This window comes from Acinetobacter sp. NBRC 110496, from assembly GCF_000876115.1.
Lineage (GTDB): Bacteria > Pseudomonadota > Gammaproteobacteria > Pseudomonadales > Moraxellaceae > Acinetobacter.
In genome coordinates, this window is the sequence record NZ_BBTF01000032.1 from 1 (window position 1) to 23,300 (window position 23,300).

Genomic DNA, 23,300 nt, shown 5'->3' on the forward strand with positions numbered 1-23,300 from the left:
AAAATATAATTTAATATCTAAAAAGACGTAAATAAGAAATGCTATTAGGCCTGATATGATTTTCCATACACTTTTATTTGCTATCGGAAGCGCCTATTTAGGGTTTTTAATGATATATCCATTTGTTTTAATTAGATTTGACTAAAAATACTTCATTTTATCCTAATCCTTGCCTAAAATACATTCAATTTGAATTGAGCCTTTGCTATGCAGTTTAAAATTATCGCAGCCCGAGACCTAGAGCCACAACAGCGACAACAGATTGCCAAGTTGTGTTTTGCTGCTTTTGATGAGGATCCTTGGAGCCAATATGCTTTCATGCAAACAGCTACTCATCTCGTCGGTATCTTGGACGAAAAAATTGTATCGCATGCCCTATGGACAGATAGAGTTTTCACTATTCATGGTAATCATCAGGTAAAAACTGCTTATGTTGAATACGTGACGACTGATGAAATGATGCGGGGTAAAGGATTAGCATCACAATTATTAAGATATTTGGTCGATGCCTTAACTCGCTTGGGTTATGAACTTGCCGCATTACAGCCTGAAAATGATGCATTCTATAAAAAATTAGGCTGGACTTCTTGGTTGGGGGATTTATATATTCAGCAAGATAGGTCTACTTATCTGACCGATGAGAATGAAATCATGCTGTATCCATTGAGTATTCAACTGAAAGAGTTGCCGTCACGTAGTACAGCTGATGATACGATTTGCGCTGATTGGCGAGAAGGTGAGCTCTGGTAATCCCTAGCTTAATCCACAACCCTGACTGAAATTATGCTAATAAGAGGCATATATAAAGATAGAATTAGATATAGTTTGATTTAAAAATAAAAAAAATTTGTTAGCAGAATGAGATTAATTGCTCATTTAATCTTTTATATCATTGAAGATTATAACTTTTCATAAATCTTAACGTTTTCTGCTTTTCTCCTTGGCTGACAAGCCTATAATGATTGAGAATCATTCCAAATCTAATAAGGAAATAACATGTCGACCGATCAACAATTTCCAGTACCTGCCAACCTAGGTATCGCAGTTTATTCCAATAATGCCGAAGCGATTGGTAATACACCTTTAGTTCGTATTAATCGTCTGATCAAAACAGGCGCAACTGTACTGGCAAAAGTTGAAAGCCGTAACCCCGCATTTTCAGTGAAATGCCGTATTGGCGCAGCGTTGATCGCAGATGCGGAGAAACGTGGTGTACTTAAAGCAGGTATGCATATTGTGGAGCCAACCAGTGGTAATACAGGGATTGCATTGGCGTTTGTTGCGGCAGCCAAAGGTTATCCGATTACCTTAACAATGCCAGCCAGTATGAGCTTAGAGCGTAGAAAGGTGTTAAAGGCATTAGGTGCACATCTGGTGTTGACTGATCCTGCCAAAGGCATGAAAGGTGCAGTAGATGAGGCAGTTCGTCTAGCAACGGAAAATCCAGAACAATATTTCTTGCCACAGCAATTTGAAAATCCAGCCAATCCACAGATTCATGTTGATACCACCGGTCCTGAAATCTGGCAGGCTACCAATGGTCAAGTTGATATCTTGGTTGCGGGTGTAGGAACGGGTGGTACCATTACTGGGATTTCACGTTATTTTGAGCAAGTTCAGAATAAGCCGCTCTATTCAGTTGCTGTTGAACCCGCCGAATCACCCATTATCACTCAAACCAAACGTGGCGAAAGCATCACCCCTGCACCCCATAAAATCCAAGGCATTGGCGCGAACTTTATTCCTAAAAACTTAGACCTTGATTTGGTTGATGAAGTATTACCTGTGAATAGCGCAGATGCGATTGAGTGGGCAAGAAAGTGTGCAACACAAGAAGGCATCTTGGTCGGTATCTCGAGTGGCGCAGCATTAGCGGCGGCAGCGCAAATTGCTGAACGTCCTGAAAATGCAGGCAAAACCATTGTGGTGATCTTGCCTGATAGTGGCGAGCGTTATTTATCTTCAGTGTTATTTGAAGGTTTATTTGACGACGCTTAATTTCATTCTTCAGCTCATAAAAAAACCATGCCTAAGCGCATGGTTTTTTAGTCTTAATTGATTTTAAAGTGCTTTCTTTAGGGTTTTTTCGTGGCGTTTGACGGAGCGTGCATATTTTTTGGCTTTATGGCGGGTCCAGAAACTGCGTTCATAGCCGGTTGGTCCGACATTGTAATAGGCCACAGCTTTAGACCAGCTACCTGCTGATCTGTAGTAAGTCGAGAGTACATGTGCACCACAGTTAATATTGACATTCTCATCATAGAGATTGCCTGGGCAGGACTGACGCCAATGACTGGAAATGATTTGGGTTAAGCCTATTGCACCTGTGGGTGAACGGGCCGCACTATTGTAGTTGGATTCTTGGCGGATCAGAGCTGCGAGCAGTGTAGGTGAGACTTCATAACGTTCAGCACTTTGAATGATTATCGGCGATAAGCGATTGGCGGTCGTCGGGGAAACCGAATAGGCATTTTGTAAGCCTGATGAAAGCTGATTTGAGCGATTGGCAAAGGAGCCACTTAAACTACTACAGGCAGATAGACTGATTGCAAGCACAACAAGGCTGATCTTTAAAATGATGAAGGCGAACGGTTTAAAGGCCGTGTGTTGATCAGATGAAGTTGATGTGATGTGCAAAACCAAGACCCGATACCAAACAAAATTATAAGGATGGTATGCACTCGGTTTAGGGGAGTCAATAGCAGTTATTTTACCGTAATGATTGGACTCGACCTGAACATAAAAAAGCCCCGACATCCTGTCGAGGCTTTCTCATATTTGGTTTCTTGCCGCCAACTCCTGTCAACGACCACATCCAGTGTTTCTTGTTGTTCTGAATGAGACATCCTATCTCTGTATGATGAACAGATTAGGGCAATTGTGCCATCTTAGATATTCGCGAATCACCACAGTTTATGTAGGTTTTGACTGACAACAATACATTATAGCGCTGCTTTTAAGCTTTGTTCATGCCGTTTAACCGAGTTGGCATAGCGTTCAGCTTGCTGGCGCATATAGGGACTTCTTCGATAACCTGTAGGTCCAACATTGTAGTAGCCAAGTGCTTTTGACCAATCGCCTGTGGATTGATAATAGTTCGCTAAAATGTAGGCACCACAATTGATGTTGACGTGTTCATCATATAAATCACCAGGACAGAACTGTTGCCAGAATTTTGGTCGGACTTGGGTTAATCCGACCGCATCAGCTGAAGAACGTGCACGAGTTCTATAGCTGGATTCTTGACGAATCACGGCTGCAAGCAAATGGGGTGAAATATTATGGCGCTCGGCCGTTTGCAGAATGATCGGTGCAACGCGATTTGCCGTTGTTGGTGAAACTGAAAAAGCACTTTGAATGCCTGAAGCAAGCTTTTGAGAGTGATTAACTGTAGCAACTTTGGTGCTGGTACAAGCCACAGTGAGATAAGTACTAAAAACAATGAGAGTTAATTTGGCAAAAGAGATTTGAAAACAAGAAAAAGAAAATTTGTTGTAAATTATCATCGTGAAACAATTTGACCATCAAATATAAAAAACATGCGGATGGTAGGGAGCAAGTTGATGTGAGTCAATGTAATCTGTTTGGGTAAATCGTTTAATTTTAGCTATTCAGCTGAAGAAAAAAGCCCCGATCTCCTGTTGAGGCTTTCTCCGATAGGGTTGGTTGCCGTTCATTCCTATCAACGAGCAGGTTTTGTGTGTCTTAGTTGAACCGTTGCAATAGCTGAGCCATGAGGTATAAACCGCAACCGAAAATAGCGTGATTGAGCAGACTTCGAAGGCTGTTTTGCAAGGGGTGTGGGGTTTTGGATGAAGCAATCCCCGCACCCATGGCGGGTTGCATGATTAGAAAAGGCATGAGCACCGTGATCAGACCAAAACAAAAAGCGGAATAAAATTGGGGCTGTAACAGCCATTGTTTGCCTATCATTAAAATAAAGCCAAATGCAAACAGGATGCCGACACTGTAATGCGCCAGCCAACCCAATGCATATTCATGTCGAATGGCGGGGCTTTGGGCAATCGATTGATGCCGAAATTTGCCGCGAAGCATCCAGCCGACCCAACGACCCAGCAGGGTAAAATTTAAGATGGGCTGATTGAGTTTTTTTAAAACTAGAAGCCATAAATCCATGAGGATGGTCGTACCAATCCCGAGACAAAATATTTGAAAAAACAGTTCGACAGTTTGCATTTTTACACCTTGATTTTTTCTATACAAAAAGAGATAAAGACAGTGTGCAAGTTCAAGTCAACTTGAAGTCAAGGTGGATGTATGGATATTGGTGAAGTTGCAAAAAAAGCGAATGTTGCAACATCGACACTACGTTTTTATGAAGAAAAAGGTTTGATTAAATCGATTGGTCGTCATGGCTTACGCCGACAATATGGCAAACAAGTTTTGGATCAATTGGCATTGATTGCTTTGGGGCGGACAGCAGGTTTTTCCTTAACTGAAATTGCACAGATGTTTGATCAAGATGGTCAGCCTCAATTAGATCGAAACATGTTGAATAAAAAAGCGGAACAACTTGAACAGATGATGCGGCGGTTGCATTTTATCAGTGAAGGACTTCGACATGCAGCCATTTGTCCCGCAGCACATCATCTGCAATGTCCAACCTTTCAAAAGTTGCTTAAAGCTGCAATTGCCGGGGAATATCAGCCGACCAAACTTTAGAATAGGATATGGTGACAATTGGTTGCGCTTAGAGAGAAAAACCAAGCGTGATTGTCATCTTTTCGCCATAAAGACTTCATTTTATTGCAGTAAAAGCGTCATAAAAACTTGTTTAAATTTGTCTAATTTTTACCAAACGTATAAAACAATGAACAAGAAAACTTTATTGGCCTTATTTTGCTGCACAGCTTTGGGTTTAACCGGCTGTAATGATGACAATAATAATCAAGACCAGAATACCTCGACAGACCCAGTCACTGAACCGACATTGGTCGCTTTTGCTAAACTTCCTGTGGCTACTTATGCCGCTGGACCCGATTCAGGTCTAGCCGTCAGTGGCGCCAATGGCATTTATCCACCTTTCAAAGGGCAGCCTGTCCAAGGCTTTTCAGCCGCGTTGAAAAATGCTGATGGTAGTTATATGGCCATGGCCGATAACGGTTTTGGTACACAGGAGAATTCAGCCGATTTCTTATTAAGAATTTATAAACTCAAAGCTGACTTTAAAACCAAGAGCAAAGGGACAGGACAGGTACAAGTACAAAGTTTTATCCAATTACGAGACCCAAATAAATTGGTTCCTTTTGAGATTGTAAATGGCAATACGCCAGAGCGATTATTGACTGGGGCGGATTTCGACCCTGAATCCATGCAGCGTGCGCCTGATGGTAGTTATTGGATCGGTGAGGAATTTGGTCCTTATTTACTACACTTCTCTGCAGATGGAGTGTTACTTGATGCACCGATTGGATTGCCAAATCCAATGAATCCAGCGCAAGAATTACGTTCGCCGCAAAATCAATTGAATAAAGCCAAGATCAATTATGTTGAACCCTTGGTTGGACGCAGTAGTGGTTTTGAAGGCATGGCGATTTCACCAGATGGCAAGTATCTGTATCCATTGCTAGAAAAGCCTCTCGTCAATGACTCGACAGGCAGATTACTGATCTCCCAATTTGATCTACAGAAAAAGACCTATACAGGTGTTTATTATTGGTTTGTACTGGATAGTAAAGCCACCAATATTGGAGATTTCCAATTATTCAATGACAAAGAAGGTATCATTATTGAACGTGATGTCAGCCAGAATAATCTGGGCGGCTATAAAAAGCTGATCCGAATTAAATTCAATGAGCCGAAGCAAGCCGTCGCACGTGAAGATCTGGTGGATTTAATGAAAATTGCCAATCCAAATGGCTTGTATGGCACTGCACGGACTGGTGATATCGGAACAGGTAAGGTGTTTGCTTTCCCATTTGAAACCATTGAGGATGTGATCATTGAAAATGCTACGACTTTGACGGTACTGAATGACAATAACTTCCCTGGTTCTTCTGGACGGAATGCTAAACTCGCGGATGATAATGAAATCATTCAGATTCGCTTGCCCAAAGCATTATTTTAAACATTAGGTAAAAATAGCCGAAATGATCATTCCGCATTTTGGCTGAGGGCGTATACTGATCGGGCATAAGGAGTTCTCATGTCTGAATCAGTGTTGCGCCCAACCCATATTGAGTATGGTTCAAAATCGTTTACTGCGATTTTATGGTCATTGTTCTTTGCCGGTTTTGCATCATTTTCCTCTTTGTACTGTGTACAGCCGATGATGCCGATTTTCGCAAAATTCTTTCATGTCACCCCGACCCACAGTAGTTTTCCCTTATCCTTTTCGACCATTGCACTGGCGATTGGTTTGCTGTTTACCGGTTTTATTTCTGATCGCTTTGGGCGTAAACCGATCATGGTATTTGCTTTGGTTCTGGTCTCGATTTTATTGCTGATCAGTGCTTCTTTTCCTGTTTGGGAAATTTTCCTGACCACTCGTGTTTTGATTGGTTTGGCCGTGAGTGGTGTTGCCGCAGTGGCAATGACCTATATCGGAGAGGAGATTGCACAGCAGGATATCGGTTTTGCCATGGGCTTATATATTTCTGGTACAGCGATTGGGGGAATGGGGGGACGTCTGATCGCTGGTGTGTTGGTCGATTTTATTTCTTGGCAATCAGCGACTTATATTATTGGCTTTCTGAATCTGCTGATTGCCTGTTTATTCTATTTATTATTACCTAAATCACAGCATTTCAAGCCGTTCCCGTTTCGATTTTCACGTTTTAAAGCAGCGTTTGAGCAAAATTTAAAAGATCCCAAACTACGGATTTTATTTGCGCAAGGCTTTATTCTGATGGGCTGCCTGGTCACAGTATTTAACTATATCAGTTACCACTTATTAGAAGCGCCATTTCATTTATCGCAAACATGGATTGGTCTGATTTCAATTGCCTACTTGGCTGGAATTTATAGTTCACCTAAAGCTGCACAATGGGGCTTTAAATATGGGCGTGATAAAGTTCTGCCGGTTTTGTTAGTCATAATGATCATTGGTTTATTAATTACCTTGATTCCATCGCTTTGGACGATTTTATTGGGCCTTACCATTTTTACCTTTTCATTTTTTGCAGCGCATTCCACGGCCAGTAGCTGGGTGTCGGTGCAGGCAGTGCAATATCGTGCCGTGGCGTCTTCGCTGTATTTATTCTGCTATTACATCGGCTCGAGTTTACTGGGCAGTAGTGGTGGTTTAGTTTGGGAAAACTTTGGCTGGGGTGGAATTAATTTCATGGTTGCTGTGGTTTTAATGTTTGGGCTTTACTTGGCGGTGAAGTTAGCTCAATTTCCCCAAAATGGCTAAGCGATCTTGGCCTTGCTTAATCTTTGTACAAATAATTTGTTATCTCCTTGTTCCTGAATGTTTTATAAACAGGGAAAATGAATGAAATTCATGTTAAAATGATCGGCTTTCATCTTTAGATGTCTCTCCTCCATCTGCTAGCCGAGATTCGCAAGCCATGTCTACTGCCTACACCATGCAGACTGCGCCAAAAGCGCTGTTTGATTACGACAAATATTGGGCGTCGTGTTTTGAACCTGCACCATTTTTGCCGATGTCTCGAGAAGAAATGGATCTACTCGGCTGGGATGCATGTGACTTTATTCTGGTGTGTGGCGATGCCTATATTGACCATCCCTCTTTTGTATCGGGTGTGATTGGGCGTGTGCTTGAAGCTCAAGGCTTCCGTGTCGGGATTATTGCACAGCCAGACTGGACCAATGTGGAGAGTTTTCGTGTGCTCGGTAAGCCAACCATTGCATGGGGGGTGACTGCGGGCAACATGGATTCGATGATCAACCGTTATACGGCAGATCGTAAAATCCGTTCGGATGATGCCTATTCACCAAACAATGAGCCGAATAAACGTCCAGACCGTGCAGCAACAGTTTACTGTCAGCGTTGTCGTGAGGCTTTCCCAGATGTGCCAGTCTTGCTGGGTGGGATTGAAGGCAGCTTGCGTCGTATTGCACATTATGACTATTGGTCAGATAAAGTTCGCCGCTCTATTTTGATGGATTCTAAAGCTGATCTATTGATGTATGGCAATGGTGAACGTGCGATTATTGATGTCATGCATCGCTTAGCCAAGGGCGAGAAAATCCACGAGATTACCGATGTTCGTGGTACCGCATTTATTATTAATAAACACAATAAAGCCTCGAAAGCCAAATTCGTTGAAATCGCCAGCAATGATGTGGATACCATTGGACGTGTCGATCCAATTATCAATCCTTATGTCATGACTGAAGATATTGATGGCTGTGAAGTTGAAAAAGAAAAAGGCAACTCACTGGCACAATATCAAAACTTCCAAAAAGAAATTGTTGCCAATCCGATTGTTCGTGAAGGCGATCAGCTTGATCCAGATACCCAGATTGTGCAGTTAAAGCCTGCACCATCCAAAGCGATTAAACATAAATTGCCTCCACGTGAGTTGGCGGTGATTCGTTTACCTTCTTTTGAAGAGGTAGCTGATGATCATGTGCTATATGCACATGCCAACCGTATTTTGCATTTGGAAACCAATCCTGGTAATGCGCGTGCCTTGGTACAGCGTCATGGCGAACGTGATGTCTGGATCAATCCACCTCCAATTCCTCTGACGACGGAGGAAATGGATTATGTGTTTGACTTGCCTTACGCACGTCTCCCTCATCCGACCTATGAGAATGCGCGTTTCCCTGCTTTTGATATGATCAAATTCTCGGTCAATATCATGCGTGGTTGTTTTGGTGGTTGTACTTTCTGTTCGATCACTGAACATGAAGGCCGGATTATTCAAAACCGTTCGGAAGATTCAATTTTACGTGAAATTGAAAAGATCCGTGATACGGCACCCAACTTCACGGGCATTATCTCGGACTTAGGTGGTCCAACCGCCAACATGTACCGTTTACACTGTAACGATCCTGAGATCGAAAAGAATTGTCGTAAACCGTCTTGTGTCTATCCAGGAGTGTGTCAAAACCTACATACCGACCATGCACCTTTGGTTCAGCTGTATCGTAAAGCTCGTGAAATCAAAGGCGTGAAGAAGATTCTGATTGGTTCAGGGCTGCGTTATGACCTTGCAGTATTGAATCCTGAATATGTTAAAGAATTGGTGCAGCATCATGTCGGTGGTTATCTGAAAATTGCGCCTGAGCATACTGAAACTGGCCCGTTATCGAAGATGATGAAACCGGGGATTGGAACGTATGATCGTTTTAAACAAATGTTTGAGCGTTTCAGTAAGGAAGCTGGTAAGGAACAATATTTAATTCCATACTTCATTGCTGCGCATCCGGGTACCACGGATTATGACATGATGAATCTGGCAATTTGGTTGAAGAAGAATGGTTTCCGCGCCGATCAGGTTCAAACCTTCTATCCATCGCCAATGGCCACTGCGACCACCATGTATTATTCAGGTAAGAACCCGCTGTCTAAAGTGGCGCGCTATACTGAAAATGTCGATATCGTCAAAGGTGAAAAGCGTCGCCGTCTGCACAAGGCATTTTTACGTTATCATGATCCAAATAACTGGCCTTTATTGCGCGAAGCCTTGAAAGACATGGGGCGTGCCGATCTGATCGGTAACTCAAAACAGCATTTGATTCCAACCTATCAGCCGCAAGGTACAGCTGAGGGTGAATATAAATCAGCGCGCAAGAAGAACTCCTCTGTGGCGGGAGATTCGGCCAAACGTGGTCAGAGCCAATCTCGCCCACAATCAGGACAAAAGCGCCCACAGAAAGGACAGGTGTTAACTCAGCATAATGGCTTACCACCACGTGAAACAGGTGAGAAAAGACCATTCTCTGGTAAAACCAAGCCGAAAACCAAAGCAGCTCGTTAATTCGATATTACAGCAGGCATGATCCAGATCATGCCTGCTTTTTTTCGGCTCGGCATAAGCGCTCACAATTTGATCATAAAACTGTCGCCTAAGGAAACATAAACTGACAATAACGACTTGAATATTGAATAGCGAATGATTATAAATAAAGGGCAGAGGGCTTTTACGACTTAGGTCGTCTAGCAAAACACGATTAAAAAACTTAAGTTTGCACTGCAAAATGATTTTGCTATCGCTGTTCTTGATTAAAAAAATTGGCTTAAAGCCAAAATGATTATAAAAAATCTAAAGGGATTGGTTAGAAATGTATTATTTTATAACAATAGTTGGGCTGCTGTTAATCGCAGCGCTTGCGTTGCGCCGCCTACAACAAAACAGGCGTCAGGATAGTCCACTCAAACGTCGTGGTATTCTCAATATCGCTGAACAAATTACACTGATGCGTTTACAAGCGGTTTTGCCACGTCATACAGTCTTGGCACATGTTTCTTTTGATGCCTTACTTACCACTAAATTTGCCCACACACGGCGTAAATATCAAGGTTTGGTGGCCGACTTTGTGGTCTTAGACCAACAACACCAAGTGCTTGCAATTATTGAAATTGCCGACGAATCTTATGTCAATCGTCTACATCAAAAACATTATCAGGACAGCCTGTTGGAGTTAGCAGGCTATCGTGTGTTGCGCTATAGCAGTATTCCAACGGAACAAGAACTCAGACAAGATTTAGTGCCAGATCTGTTTGAACCTGCTTCAGTTGTAACTATCTCCACTTCTACTTCAATGTCGATGGCTAAAGCGGATCGAATGATGAAATATAATGAATTTGCGATGAAATCTTATTAATCTGGACGTACTGCAGTGACAGTCATCTCAACCAGTACATCTGGTGCGTAGAGTTTAGACTCGACGCAGGTACGTGCTGGCGGATGACCTGCTGCAATCCATGCATCCCAGACGCTATTCATGGCGGCATAATCTTTTTCGATGTCTTTTAAAAAGATAATCACTGATAAAATATGGGTCTTATCAGTTCCTGCTTCAGCAAGTAAGCGGTCAATATTGTCTAAGGTTTGCTGGGTCTGTGCAGTTACATCGACGCTGGTGTCATCTGCCAATTGACCTGCTAAATGAACTAGATTTCCTGAAATTGCGACTTCGCAATAACGTGAAGTGACATGAAGTCGTTGCACAGACATTGTTATTCCTGAATCAAAAAATATAGAGACTGGATTGTACTTGATGCGATTCAGGCACAGTGTAATTTTGTATAAATCAGGCTGAAAAAGTTTCTATTTCCATTAAATGGCGTTTTTTAAAAAATAAAATGCAGCTTTGTTGTGGGCAGATAACAATATTCCCCAGATTTAAAAACTGAATTTGAGCTTGTCGTAGCTGATTCAAGCAACTTGCAATAGAACTGTGTGCAGGACAAAGTTGTTTGAGTTGGCTTAATGCTGAATAAGTGGCTTGATACATCTTTTTATTCCTATGAAATTTTATCAAAAATGGGCGAAAGCATGGTTTCGCCCGACCCGAATAGTGTTAATACCTTGCTTGTTCAGATTGATACCAATTGACATGGACGAGTAAGAAACATGACAGAGGCAATCAAGCAAGGACAGGATTGAACGTAACAGCACAAACAACACAGCTTGTGACTATTGTAACCAGTGCAATATTTGTCCAGTCAGCTTGACGCTGCACCAGATCAACCCCCGTTGTTCTTGGCTTTGTTCTAAAAAAATCAAACGTATAGGTTTTTCCATCAATATTGAAGATTGGCTTGGCATTGAGCCCTCGCGCAGCTTAGAGCGAAAAAATAATTTCAGCTTGTTTCCAGAGATCATCACGTTGGGGTTCATGGGCAAGGTCATGAATCAGCTGTTGTTGATGGCTTTGATGTTTAGAGACCAAACTTGAAATAAAAAATAAACCGATATAAAAATCAGCAATAAAATCGCTCCGATTTTAAAACTAATGAAATTGTGGCGCATGTCACGGTTCATGGTAATATGACCAGTATCTCGATCGGAGATGCACTTCGGATGAGCTTAGTCTGAAGCTTAAGTGAAGTTTGTGTGAAGTGTGATCGTCAGAAGTACGCCTGCATGATGCGTGTGCAAGAAGTCGAGTGTATTGGCCTGAATATTCCGAATATTAATCTGACCTTGATGCTGTTGAATTATCTGCTTGACGATACTGAGGCCAATCCCAGTACTACGCTGCTGATTATGTGGGCGCGGCAGGGAAAAATAAGTTTCAAACACACGAGTCAAGGCGTATTCAGGAATGGACTCAGCTTCATTAAAAAACAATAGGGTAATACGGTCATGTACAGGATCTTGTTGAAGCTGAACAGCGATTTTTCCTTGTGCCGGACAAAAATCTCTGGCGTTGTCTAACAGATTATTCAATGCCTGTTTCAACCAAAATGGATCAGCATAGATTGAACAGTATTTAGGCAGGTCAAGCTGGATTTGGAGCTGTTTCCGTTGTAGCGCACTCAGTTGTTGCTGAACACACTGCTGAATCAGTTGATTCAGATCGACCGATTGAAACTCTAAGACATGCTGGTTTTTTTCGAGTCGTGTGAGTAGTAGCATCCGTTCAACCAAAGACTGCAAACGTTGGCTTTGCTCAACAATATGCAATGCAAATTGCTGTTGATCTGCCAAGGGTAAATCATCTTGAAGCAGTTCAGCGCTGGCTTGAATGGCAGTAAGCGGGCTTTTGAGTTCGTGGGTGAGTGTATTGACGTAGTTTTCCACATAGCCTCGATCTTCCAGCTTCTCTCGCATTTCACTCAGTGCCTGAGTCACTTGGTTGAGCTCTTTGGCGGAATAGAAGAATGGCGCCTGATTCACAGGTGCGAGTGCCTGCGCATAACGACGTACCCGATCAATACTATGTCTGAGCCAATAGGCCACCATACTGGCCAAGAGCAAACTGAGTGCTGCAATCCAGAGGGCCTGATAGATCAGTTGCTGTTCGGCACGCTCAATATAAGGCTGTACCGATTGATTGGGTTTGCCAATACTGACAACCCCCAATAATTGCTGATCATAAATAATAGGTGCTGCAATATGCATGACGCTGCTATTGTTGTCATAAGGATTGGTTGCAGTCGAACGTGCACCGTATTTGCCACGTAGGGTGAGGTAAACATCATTCCATTTAGAATAGTCTTGTCCGACGGCTTGCCCCTCTGAATCATAGGTTACAATACCTTTGGGATCAGTGATATACAGCTGTTGGTTAATTTGTTCTTTGCGATACTGCCAAATAGTGGCGTTTAGTTGACGGGATAACGCAGCCTGAATTTTTTGATCAAATGCTGGGGTGTCGACTTGGTGCTGATAGACATCTTCTGCAATTAACTGGGCAATGATATTGGCATTTTCAGCGAGAGTGTCTTCAACCACTTGCCGTACATTCGGTTTGACTTGTTGAGTCAGGGTATAGGCGATAAAGCCTAGACTTAGTACCACCACCAAGCTAAAGAAAAACCAGATACGGACAAAGATCGACATGCTTTAGCTCAACTTTGCCAAACTATAGCCAAAACCACGATGGGTACGAATTGGGTCATCCTGTGGGGTAATCTGTTTGAGTTTCTGCCTTAAACTTTTAATATGAGTATCAACCGTGCGCTCCAGACTATGCTCTGGATATTCCCAAATATGATCCATCAATTGTTGGCGACTAAATACTTGCTCTGGATGTTGAATCAGTAGCAATAACAAGCGATATTCATAACGCGTAAGCTGTAGCACTTGCCCATGATAATGAATTTGTAAAGTGTGTGGATTACATGACCATGTTGAAGATTGTACAATAATTTCAGTTTCCGTCATTGCTACAGACGCTATAACAGGCTCAGTTTGAATTTCCATTCTGCGCCAAACGGCCTTAATCCGCGCAACAATCTCACGTGCGCTAAAGGGTTTCGTGCAATAATCGTCGGCACCGATTTCGAGGCCGACGACCCGATCAATTTCATCATCACGCGCTGTTAAGAACAGTAAAGGGGTGTGGTCTTTCTGGCGCAGTTGTTTACAGACTTCAAAGCCATTTAGATCTGGTAGGCCTATATCTAGAATAATAAAATCAAAGGATTGCTGTGCCAGAAGTTGTAGTGCTTGTGTACCAGTATGAACCCAACTGACGGACCAGCCTTCGCGCTCAAGTGCATAACGCAGGGGCAGGACGATTGCAGCTTCATCTTCAACACAGAGAATTTGTTTTTGCTTCATAAGGCAGTTGTCATACAGAATTTTCTAGTTTTCTCTGCTGAGTTTAACTGAAGTCACGAAGTGCGTAATGGGAAATATTGATTTTTTTCTAGGAAAAAAGAGGGCAGAGAAAGAAGACCTGAAGCGCCCTGTAATCTTCGGATTTGATCGTCACGCCAACCACAGGAGCAGATGCTAAAAGTGAGGTTTTCTTTAGCAAAGCGAATAACAAGGATAATGTTATTGCGTTACTTAGAGTACTGAAAACTGGATAAAAAGCAAACATAATTTTCAGCATAGATGATATTTTTGTGTAAAAAACAGCACTACCATAAAGAAAGTTGTGATTCTTCTTGTACCGCTTGCAACTGATATACGCCGACGCCAACCAGACGAAATTGGGATTCTGGGTCAATATGCATTTCATCCAATAGTTGCAGTATCACTTGTCCCAAGTCCTGTTGCGATTGTAGTGCCTGTTTAAAACTTTTACTGTGTTGCAGCACCTGGAAATTTTTAAGTTTCAGTTTGATGGTTACGCCGCGAGCAGTCAGCTGTTTCTTATTCAAGCTGCGCCAGACTTGTTCGGTCAAAGGCTGCCACGCATGGCTGCATTGAGCAAGGGTATAATCTTCATCAAAGGTAATTTCTTTGGAAATCTGCTGACGCTCCCGTTCTGCTTTGACGGGACGATGATCAATACCCTGCGCATATAAATACAGTTGTTTGCCATATTTACCAAAATGATGAATCAGCACATTTTCTTCAATTTTTTGCAGATCACCCAAGGTATGTAAATTCAGTTGTTGCAGTCGTTCCTGAGTGACTTTACCCACTCCCGGAATTTTATTCAGTGCCAAATCCTGAATAAAACTGAGCACTTGATGGGGCTTAATCACAAATAAGCCATTAGGTTTGTTCCAGTCCGAGGCAATCTTGGCCAAGAACTTATTCGGTGCGACGCCTGCCGAAGCGGTAAGTCCAGTGACTGCAAAAATATCTGCACGAATTTGTGCCGCTACTTCGGTGGCACTGGGGATATTCTTCAGGTTTTCAGTGACATCCAGATAGGCTTCGTCTAAAGACAGGGGCTCGATTAACGTCGTATATTGCTGAAAAATCTGATGGATTTGTGCTGAAACTTCACGATATTTTTCAAAATTGGGCTCAATCACCACCACCTGTGGACACAGTTTTCTGGCTTGACCCATCGACATGGCAGAACGTAACCCAAAAACACGGGCTGGATAAGACGCTGCAGCAATGACCGCACGAGGATGATGGGACGACACCACCACAGGCAAATCTTTTAGCTCAGGGCGATTTTTGAGCTCAACCGAGGCATAGAAGGCATCCATATCGATATGGATAATTTTACGTAGCTCATTTGGCATCTTCGATGCCCTGTGCTTTTAGAAACATGCGCCATTGTTTCGGTGATTCTGCATAAACATTTAAATCGACGGCTTTGGGCACGCCTGAGATTTTGCCTTGGCTACTATGTTGCCAAAACAGCCATTGCCGGCCATCTTTAAGCTCAGGTTTACCCTCATAGTCTCTAACCCATAACGGGGTGTTGTTAAAATTTCCCATTAAGACAATATGATAAAAACTTTTGGAAATATAAAAAATCGGTTGTTTGCCATAATGCCGATGGAGTTGATCATGCATGACCTGAATTTCTTTTAACAGCTGCTCTTTGGTATAGGTATTGATGCAGTTACTGTCATATTCCAAATCGATCACCGGTGGCAAAGCATCTGCTTTGTTTGGAACGGTGGCAATAAAGTTTTCGGCCTGAATGGCGCCGTCACGGCATAGGCGGTAGAAATGATAAGCACCGACATGTAAGCCCTGTTCGCGTGCTTTAAGCCAGTTTTGCTGGAAGTTCTGATCTTTAAAATCACCGCCTTCGGTGGCTTTAAGATAGACAAAGTGATATTGCCTTGGAGAGATTTTTTTCCAGTTAATCTCACCTTGATGGTGGGAAACATCAAAACCACGGATGGAATAATCTTGGGCAACAGCCTTTTGCTGATAGAACAATCCAAAGTAGCTGACCGCTCCAAGCATCACGGCTAACCCGATACTGGCATAGGTCGGATAATGTTGTGCAAACTGAGATTTCGCGGATTTTTTTACCATATCGTTCAGGATTATGCGATATCTAAAGAGGAGTTAGATTTACAGTATTGATCATGTAGGGATTGTACTCGTTTTGCCTTGAGATTGATGGCCTGACTGCCCAATTGTGCCACAAATCGGCAAGAAGCATAATGTTCAGCCTGCCGTTGATAATCTTGAACCCACTTCGCCCGAATGGCTTGTCTTTCCGCACTGACTGGCCATACTCCTAAGCGTAAACGGTTGATACCGATCCGCCATGGCTTTGGGCTGATTCTGGCACGGAAACAGTTCTGATTTTTGCACATACGGACATAATTGGGATCGGCTTGGATCGCATCAAAAAGGAGCTGGGCCATCTCGCCATTCGGTTGGAAGATCTGGTGCATCACTAAGATTCGATAACCTTTGGGAGTGCGATAGACGCGTAAATGCCAGCTTGGGTGTTGTGTCGAGAACTGTTGAATACGTTTTAAAGTCCGCTGTTCTGGACGACCTGCAAATTGAGTTTGGATACGGGCCAGTCCTTTGGTGAGAAGCTCTGTAAATAGAAGGGTGATGACAGCACCTATACCGAAGATCAACCATGACATCAAGTAGGTTGCAGCTGCGATTGAGCTCAGCAACAGGATTAAAAATGCAATCAAACGAAGTTTAAAAGACGGTGTATCAATAAAATCAATATCTGCAAATAATACATCTGGAGTGTTTAAACATAAGGCACCATAGGCATTGCGTGTGATAATCACATCATCATGCTGAGCAATGATTTCTTCTCGAATGGGTAAGCCTTCTGCACCGTTATAAGCAACTTTATGATCAATACGATGAATATTTTCTCCGGCTTTGATCTTTGCAATTGCTTCGGCAAGGCGTTGCTCAGCATGTGCTTGGGCTGCATCAGGGTCTTGATTTGACCAGCCAAAACGTTTGAGTGAGTATTGGCGACCTGCAATCTTGGTTTTGATTTTGGCTTCAGCCCAATGCTGAGGAATAATCATGTCATTTTCCTTATTCTTTTCATTTGTTTGAGGCGTGATCTCTTGACTTATTCGGTCGTTTCTTTGGGAATCTGCCAAAACACCATTGCTGTAATAATATTGATACAGCCCAGTGTAATCAGCGTGGCATGAAACGCAGTACTAATCGATGCTGTTGTAAAGTATTGACCAAATACATTGATCAGTGTTCCTGCCAGCGCCACGCCAATACTCATCGAGAGCATCATAATCATAGACAAGAAGCTATTACCACTGCTGGCATCCTGTTGCGGCAAATCTTTTAGGGTGAGTGTATTCATGCCGACAAATTGCAAGGAATTGAGTGTGCCAAAAATAAACAGGTGCAGTACCTTCAACCCAAGCGGGGTTGCTGCGGTCATGAGTGAAAAGCTGGCAATACATAAGCCGACCAGAACCGTATTGGTCAGCAGAAAACGGCGATAACCCACATGCTGAATGAGTGGCCTTACGATCGGTTTGGAAAATAATGAGCCTAAAACCATTGGAATCATCATCAAACCCGTGATGAAAGGTTCAAAGCCAAAGGCAACCTGCAGCATCAAAGGCAAAATAAAGGGAATGGCATTACTGCCCAAACGGGCAAAGAAATTGCCCAGCACCCCGATAGAGAAAATCTTGTAGCGGAATAAGCGGCCATGAAAGAGCGCATTTTGATGGCTGTGGGCATGATAAGCATAGCCCACGGTCGCAATTAGCCCGCCTGCCAGTAATACCAGACTGACCAGACGTGAATATTGTGAAGCCGCAATATTTTCAATGCCTAAAGATAGGCCCACCATTGCCACCATTAATAAAATAAAGCCACTGAAGTCAAACGCTTTTACCGTAGGTTCTTTTTGATTTGGCATGACTTTTAGGGTCATGATCATGCCCAGCACGCCCATTGGAATATTGATGAGGAAAATCCAGTGCCATGTTGTGACTTCAACCAGCCATCCGCCTAAGGTTGGCCCCAGCAAGGGACCGACCAGACCTGCAAGGCTCATTAAGCTCATGGCAGACAGGAATTGTGTGCGTGGGATCAGCTTTAACAGGGCTAAACGCCCGACAGGCATGAGTAAGGCGCCGCCAAGGCCTTGTATCACGCGAAAGAATAACAGTTGTTCCAGATTTTGGGAGAGACCACAGCCGAGAGAGGCCAGACTAAAAATCACCATGGAACTGAGATAGGTATTCCGGATACCGAAGCGATCCGCCAGCCAGCCACTCAGTGGAATACAGGCTGCAACCGACAGCACATAGGCCACAATGACACTATGCATTTGCAATGGGTTTTCATTGAGCTGTACGGCCATCGCTGGAATTGCCGTATTGACGATGGTGGTATCCAAGGCTTGCATAAAAAAGCCAATCGAGACTAAGAGCACCAATAGACGAAATTCAGGCTGTACTGCTTGATGTGTTGTTGTCATGAGCCATGATGAATAAAAAGCCAGTTTTAGTTTAATGCAACTGTGTGTGAAATAAAGACAAAAATTGTCAAGGAGTGGTCATGGAAATGACATTAGAGTGTCATCGAACTTGAAACTCAATGGACTAGATTAGCCTTACAAAATGAATTGTATGGAATTTGATCATGAAATTTAGGATTTCAGTTTTACTGACCGCAATACTGTCTGTGGGGTTGGTGGCGTGTAATGATGACAATGACAACAAGAGCAACCCGGCTGAGGTGGTTGAGCCGACGCCAAATACCATCAAACTGAGTTTGCTAGGACGTTACGAGACTAACGTTTTTGCCAAAAGCGCAGCAGAAATTCCAGCCTATGATGCTGCGACAAAACGTCTGTTTGTGGTCAACGCACAGAAAGGTTTAGTGGATGTTTTAGATGCATCTAAACCTGAAAAGCCCATCCATATTGCAGAACTTTCTGCACGAACCTATTTAGCCAATTCAGACGTCAATAGTGTTGCGGTGAAAAATGGCATTGTTGCACTCGCCGTTCAAGCTGAAAACAAAACCGATGCAGGGATGGTGGTCTTTTTCAATGCCAAAGATTTAAGTTTTATCAGTCAGGTTACCGTGGGTTCTTTGCCTGATATGTTGACCTTTAGCCCTGATGGCAAAACCGTCTTGGTGGCCAATGAAGGCGAGCCGAATGATGATTATTCAGTTGATCCTGAAGGATCAGTCAGCATTATTGATGTCAGTAATATTCAGCAACCAAAAGTAAATACGGCAGATTTTAAGGCGTGGAATACGCAGAAAGCAGATTTGCTTGCCAAAGGTGTACGTATTTTTGGGCCCAATGCAAGCGTGGCTCAAGACTTGGAGCCGGAATATATTACTGTTGCCGCAGACAGTAAAACGGCTTGGGTGACCTTACAAGAAAATAATGCCATTGCGCGGATTGATATTGCGCAAAAGAAAGTCACGGATATTTATCCTTTGGGTTATAAAGATCACGGTCAAGTCGGTAATGAGCTCGATGTCAGTGATAAAGACAAGAAGATTGATATCAAGACCTGGGCGGGGCTGGTCGGGATGTACCAACCTGACTCGATTGCCAGTTATCAAGCCAATGGTCAAACCTATTTGGTCACGGCCAATGAAGGGGATAGCCGTGAGTGGTTAAAAGATTCCAAAGCCTATTATGCAGGCGATGCCAGTAAAGGCTTTGTTGAAAATATCCGAATGAAGCATCTGTTTAACAGCAAAGGCTTTAATACGGGTGGCGATTACCCAGCACATTTACAACAACTTGCGGTCGGGGTGAAGGGTGCCAAACTCAATCCAGTGACTTTTGCATATTGTGGCGCAACGGCGACAGCCGCAGGTGCTTGCCGTGAGGATGCGCAATTAGGCCGTCTTAACATCGCATGGAATATGGGCTATCAGACCAATGCGGATGGTTCTCCGAAACTGGATGCCAATGGTTTGCTCACATATGACAAGCTCTATGCTTATGGTGCACGTTCATTCAGTATCTGGAATACCCAAGGTCAGTTGGTCTGGGATTCAGGCAGTGAGTTTGAAAAGAAAACGGCTGAACTGTTCCCTGAATATTTTAACAGTGATCATGAAGCGGTTGCCTTTGATGACCGTAGTGATAATAAAGGCCCTGAACCAGAAGGGGTTACAATTGGCACAATTGGTCAAAAAACCTTTGCTTTTATCGGCTTGGAACGGATGAGTGGTATTATGGTGTATGACATCAGCACACCGAATAAACCAAAATTTATTGAATATTTTACCTCGCGTCATTTTGCTGAGACGGATATTGCCAAACAGGGAGATTTAGGGCCTGAAGGCCTGATCTTTATTGCAGCTAAAGACTCACCAAACGGCAAGCCTTTATTGGTCGTCGGCAATGAAGTGAGTGGTTCAACCGCGGTGTACCAAGTAAATGTGCAATAAATCAATGTGAGAGATAAAAAAAAAAGCGGATCGATGTGATCCGCTTTTTATTGGTCGGTTTCAGACTTCGATATGGCTGGGCGTGTTTAAGTTTTTAATCACACTTGAAATCTGTTCCAGTGTTTCGCAAATAATCACTTTGGCACGATGCTGCGGCGGTAAGAAGCCTTCTTCAACCGCATGATCCAGCTGGGCAATCAGCGCATCATAAAAACGATTGACGTTATAGATAATCATCGGTTTCTGATGCTGATTGAGTTGTCCCCAAGTCGCAATTTCCAGAATTTCTTCAAAAGTGCCTAAACCACCCGGTAAGGCAATAAAGGCACTGGCACGTTCAGCCATCAGTGCCTTACGTTCATGCATACTGTTAACGATATGTAGTTCGGTCAGTTTATGGTGAGCGATTTCATAGTCCAGCATAAACTCTGGAATCACGCCGACCACTTCACCCGCATGTTCCAGTACGGTATCAGCCACTTGGCCCATCAAGCCAATGCTGGCACCGCCATAGACAATCCCAAAGCCCTGATTGGCAATATGCTGGGCAAGTTCAATGGCTTTGTCTCGATAAATCGGTTTGTTGCCTGTACGCGAACCGCAATAGAGGGCAATCAGAGATTGAGTGGTTATGGGAGTCGGGTTAATGCTTTTTTTCTCTGTCATTCTTAATACACTATTCATTCGTTTATTTTCACCTTATCATTTTCACTGTGCTTGTCTAGGCTAAATCAGGTTTGTGACAGTTTTATGCACATTTTACATACAATGGACTTTTGGCGTGCCTCGAAAGAATTTGACAAAATCATCCACATAAAAAAGATGAATTTCACTGCAATCTTGCCTATACTGAAAATCCTTTTATTAATTTATGTACCTCTATGAGTAGTGGTTGTTGTCGCTCCGCATTGTTCTTATTTCCTAAAAAAAATGTTTTGGCTCCTAGTGCCAGCCTTTTAAAATCTCAACTTCATAACAATATTGCTGATTTTGCAGAGGAGTCACCTCAATGATTCTGGAATGGATGTCAGATCCTGCTGCTTGGGTTGGCTTAGCTACATTGGTGGTGCTTGAAATTGTATTGGGTATTGATAACCTTGTTTTTATTGCAATTTTAGCCGAAAAATTACCACCCGAACAACGGAATGCTGCGCGTAAGATTGGTTTGCTGCTGGCCCTGATAATGCGTTTGATCTTGCTGGCCTCGATCGCATGGGTCGTGACATTAACCACACCGCTGTTCCATATTTTTGATCATCCCTTTTCTGGACGTGACTTGATTCTACTGTTTGGTGGTGTGTTCTTGTTATTTAAAGGCACCATGGAACTGCATGAACGAATCGAAGGAAAGCAAGCACATAAAGAAGAAAATCCGGTGCATGCCGTGTTCTGGATGGTGGTGGTGCAGATCGTGGTGCTGGATGCGGTTTTCTCACTCGACAGCGTCATCACTGCCGTGGGGATGGTGAAAGAGCTTTCGGTGATGATGATCGCGGTCACGATTGCAATCGGCATCATGTTGTTGGCTTCACGCCCGTTAATGGACTTTGTTAATAAGCATCCGACCGTGGTGATTCTGTGTCTTGGCTTCCTGATGATGATTGGTTTCTCATTGGTGGTCGAAGGCTTTGGTTTCCATATCCCGAAAGGTTATTTGTATGCTGCGATCGGTTTCTCTGTGCTGGTGGAAATGGTGAACCAAACCATGCGCCGTAACCAAGAGAAATTGGTCACCACGACAGATTTACGTTATCGCACTGCTTCTGCGGTACTGCGTATGCTCGGCAGTAAGGGCAGTGGTAACGAAGGTCAGCATAAAGAAACTGAAGATGTTTTAGCAACACAGGCTTATGCCAAAGAAGTCTTTGATGAAGACAATGGGGTCTATCATAGTGTCTTGGTACAAGGTGTGCTGGGTTTATCCGAGCGTCCAGTCAAGTCAGTGATGACGCCACGCCCAGAGTTGGAATGGCTGGATTTAGATGATGATCCTGCCGAGCTAAAAGAACGTTTAATGGCGATGACCCATTCACGTTTGATCATTGCACGTGGTGAGTTGGACAATATTGAAGGTGTTGTTTTAACGCATAAAGTGTTGAATGAATACATTGAAACCGGGGCGATTGATTTTACTAAGCACTTACGTGAACCTGTGATTGTGCATGAGAATGCGCAAGTGTTGATGGTGATGGAACAGTTACGTCAAGCACCGTTGCAAATGGCGATTGTCTTGAATGAATATGGTTCAATTGAAGGTATTGCCACACCAATTGATATGCTGGAAGCGATCGCAGGTGAATTTCCTGACGAAGATGAATTAGAAGCAACAGCGGAAAGTCTGGATGACGGTTCGATGTTACTGGAAGGTTCAACTGATATTCGCCATGTGTCTTTGCTATTGGGCAAAGACTTGGTTGATGAAAGTGAAGAATATTCTACGTTGTCTGGCTATATCCTGTTCCACTTGGGTCGTTTACCTGAAAATGGTGACATGATCGAAGTCGATGGCTATCGTTTTGAAGTGGTCACAATGGATGGGCACAAAATCGAAAAAGTGCGCATTATTGCCAAAGAAAAACCTGTAGAGAAATAATGTAGTCGTTCCCGAATAGCCCTGAGTTTGACCTTTGTTTCGCAATGGTCTGG

21 protein-coding genes and 1 pseudogene are annotated in these 23,300 nt (G+C 43.2%); 9 read left to right on the plus strand and 13 right to left on the minus strand.

The window, feature by feature from the left end:
* Window positions 1–207 precede the first annotated feature (207 nt).
* Both Aba26S_RS14360 and cysK read left to right on the plus strand, forming a co-directional pair.
* On the plus strand, window positions 208–750 hold the full coding sequence (locus tag Aba26S_RS14360) for a GNAT family N-acetyltransferase (protein WP_005240353.1): 543 nt from the start codon (window positions 208–210) through the stop codon (window positions 748–750).
* 246 nt (window positions 751–996) lie between these two features.
* Complete coding sequence (gene cysK / locus Aba26S_RS14365) at window positions 997–1,998, plus strand: cysteine synthase A (protein WP_005240351.1); 1,002 nt, start codon at window positions 997–999, stop codon at window positions 1,996–1,998.
* A gap of 63 nt (window positions 1,999–2,061) precedes the next feature.
* Here cysK and Aba26S_RS14370 read toward each other — a convergent pair whose 3' ends face one another.
* From Aba26S_RS14370 to Aba26S_RS14380, 3 genes are all read right to left on the minus strand, one after another.
* Window positions 2,062–2,580, minus strand: a complete 519-nt coding sequence (locus tag Aba26S_RS14370) for a lytic transglycosylase domain-containing protein (RefSeq protein ID WP_026040139.1) — start codon at window positions 2,578–2,580, stop codon at window positions 2,062–2,064.
* A gap of 362 nt (window positions 2,581–2,942) precedes the next feature.
* Window positions 2,943–3,506, minus strand: a complete 564-nt coding sequence (locus Aba26S_RS14375) for a lytic transglycosylase domain-containing protein (RefSeq protein WP_005240347.1) — start codon at window positions 3,504–3,506, stop codon at window positions 2,943–2,945.
* A 199-nt stretch (window positions 3,507–3,705) separates the two neighbouring features.
* Entirely contained in the window at window positions 3,706–4,197 is a 492-nt protein-coding gene (locus Aba26S_RS14380; protein ID WP_005240345.1) for a DUF2938 domain-containing protein, read from the minus strand.
* Between the two features lie 81 nt (window positions 4,198–4,278).
* Between Aba26S_RS14380 and Aba26S_RS14385 the strand changes: the two genes are divergently transcribed.
* From Aba26S_RS14385 to Aba26S_RS14405, 5 genes are all read left to right on the plus strand, one after another.
* Window positions 4,279–4,683 carry a helix-turn-helix domain-containing protein gene (locus tag Aba26S_RS14385; protein WP_005240343.1) on the plus strand — a complete coding sequence of 135 codons (405 nt, stop codon included), beginning with the start codon at window positions 4,279–4,281 and terminating at the stop codon, window positions 4,681–4,683.
* Window positions 4,684–4,831: 148 nt separating this feature from the next.
* Window positions 4,832–6,088: an esterase-like activity of phytase family protein gene (locus tag Aba26S_RS14390; protein ID WP_005240339.1), complete on the plus strand. Its 1,257-nt coding sequence runs from the start codon at window positions 4,832–4,834 to the stop codon at window positions 6,086–6,088.
* Window positions 6,089–6,166: 78 nt separating this feature from the next.
* Window positions 6,167–7,375, plus strand: a complete 1,209-nt coding sequence (locus tag Aba26S_RS14395; RefSeq protein WP_005240332.1) for an MFS transporter — start codon at window positions 6,167–6,169, stop codon at window positions 7,373–7,375.
* A 157-nt stretch (window positions 7,376–7,532) separates the two neighbouring features.
* Complete coding sequence (locus Aba26S_RS14400; protein ID WP_005240331.1) at window positions 7,533–9,914, plus strand: YgiQ family radical SAM protein; 2,382 nt, start codon at window positions 7,533–7,535, stop codon at window positions 9,912–9,914.
* A 304-nt stretch (window positions 9,915–10,218) separates the two neighbouring features.
* Window positions 10,219–10,761 carry a DUF2726 domain-containing protein gene (locus Aba26S_RS14405; protein ID WP_005240330.1) on the plus strand — a complete coding sequence of 181 codons (543 nt, stop codon included), beginning with the start codon at window positions 10,219–10,221 and terminating at the stop codon, window positions 10,759–10,761.
* Here Aba26S_RS14405 and Aba26S_RS14410 read toward each other — a convergent pair.
* The 9 genes and pseudogenes from Aba26S_RS14410 to mdtD form a co-directional block, all read right to left on the minus strand.
* Window positions 10,758–11,114 carry a RidA family protein gene (locus Aba26S_RS14410; RefSeq protein ID WP_005240329.1) on the minus strand — a complete coding sequence of 119 codons (357 nt, stop codon included), beginning with the start codon at window positions 11,112–11,114 and terminating at the stop codon, window positions 10,758–10,760. The two genes, Aba26S_RS14405 and Aba26S_RS14410, sit on opposite strands and share 4 nt — an antisense overlap.
* A gap of 76 nt (window positions 11,115–11,190) precedes the next feature.
* Window positions 11,191–11,394, minus strand: a complete 204-nt coding sequence (locus Aba26S_RS21440) for a hypothetical protein (protein ID WP_005240328.1) — start codon at window positions 11,392–11,394, stop codon at window positions 11,191–11,193.
* A gap of 225 nt (window positions 11,395–11,619) precedes the next feature.
* Window positions 11,620–11,912 (minus strand): annotated as a pseudogene (locus Aba26S_RS21445) (hypothetical protein); the annotation flags it as partial.
* Window positions 11,913–11,981: 69 nt separating this feature from the next.
* Window positions 11,982–13,448 carry a two-component system sensor histidine kinase CreC gene (gene creC, locus Aba26S_RS14420; RefSeq protein WP_005240327.1) on the minus strand — a complete coding sequence of 489 codons (1,467 nt, stop codon included), beginning with the start codon at window positions 13,446–13,448 and terminating at the stop codon, window positions 11,982–11,984.
* Window positions 13,449–13,451: 3 nt separating this feature from the next.
* Window positions 13,452–14,171: a two-component system response regulator CreB gene (creB, locus tag Aba26S_RS14425; protein WP_005240326.1), complete on the minus strand. Its 720-nt coding sequence runs from the start codon at window positions 14,169–14,171 to the stop codon at window positions 13,452–13,454.
* 305 nt (window positions 14,172–14,476) lie between these two features.
* Window positions 14,477–15,544, minus strand: a complete 1,068-nt coding sequence (dinB, locus tag Aba26S_RS14430; RefSeq protein WP_043972928.1) for a DNA polymerase IV — start codon at window positions 15,542–15,544, stop codon at window positions 14,477–14,479.
* Window positions 15,534–16,295 carry a GH25 family lysozyme gene (locus Aba26S_RS14435; protein ID WP_005240322.1) on the minus strand — a complete coding sequence of 254 codons (762 nt, stop codon included), beginning with the start codon at window positions 16,293–16,295 and terminating at the stop codon, window positions 15,534–15,536. Before Aba26S_RS14435 ends, dinB begins: the two co-directional genes overlap by 11 nt.
* A gap of 11 nt (window positions 16,296–16,306) precedes the next feature.
* Window positions 16,307–17,275, minus strand: coding sequence for a hypothetical protein (locus Aba26S_RS14440; protein ID WP_005240321.1), 969 nt, complete (start codon window positions 17,273–17,275; stop codon window positions 16,307–16,309).
* A 47-nt stretch (window positions 17,276–17,322) separates the two neighbouring features.
* Window positions 17,323–18,708: a multidrug transporter subunit MdtD gene (gene mdtD, locus Aba26S_RS14445; protein WP_005240318.1), complete on the minus strand. Its 1,386-nt coding sequence runs from the start codon at window positions 18,706–18,708 to the stop codon at window positions 17,323–17,325.
* A 164-nt stretch (window positions 18,709–18,872) separates the two neighbouring features.
* Between mdtD and Aba26S_RS14450 the strand changes: the two genes are divergently transcribed.
* Window positions 18,873–20,654 (plus strand): choice-of-anchor I family protein, encoded by a 1,782-nt coding sequence (locus Aba26S_RS14450; RefSeq protein ID WP_005240316.1) that lies wholly within the window; start codon window positions 18,873–18,875, stop codon window positions 20,652–20,654.
* Between the two features lie 60 nt (window positions 20,655–20,714).
* On the opposite strand, the gene Aba26S_RS14455 is transcribed toward Aba26S_RS14450, so the two are convergent.
* Window positions 20,715–21,338 carry a TIGR00730 family Rossman fold protein gene (locus Aba26S_RS14455; RefSeq protein ID WP_005240314.1) on the minus strand — a complete coding sequence of 208 codons (624 nt, stop codon included), beginning with the start codon at window positions 21,336–21,338 and terminating at the stop codon, window positions 20,715–20,717.
* A 325-nt stretch (window positions 21,339–21,663) separates the two neighbouring features.
* Here Aba26S_RS14455 and Aba26S_RS14460 point away from each other — a divergent pair, with 325 nt between their 5' ends.
* Window positions 21,664–23,247: a TerC family protein gene (locus tag Aba26S_RS14460; protein WP_005240311.1), complete on the plus strand. Its 1,584-nt coding sequence runs from the start codon at window positions 21,664–21,666 to the stop codon at window positions 23,245–23,247.
* Window positions 23,248–23,300 lie beyond the last annotated feature (53 nt).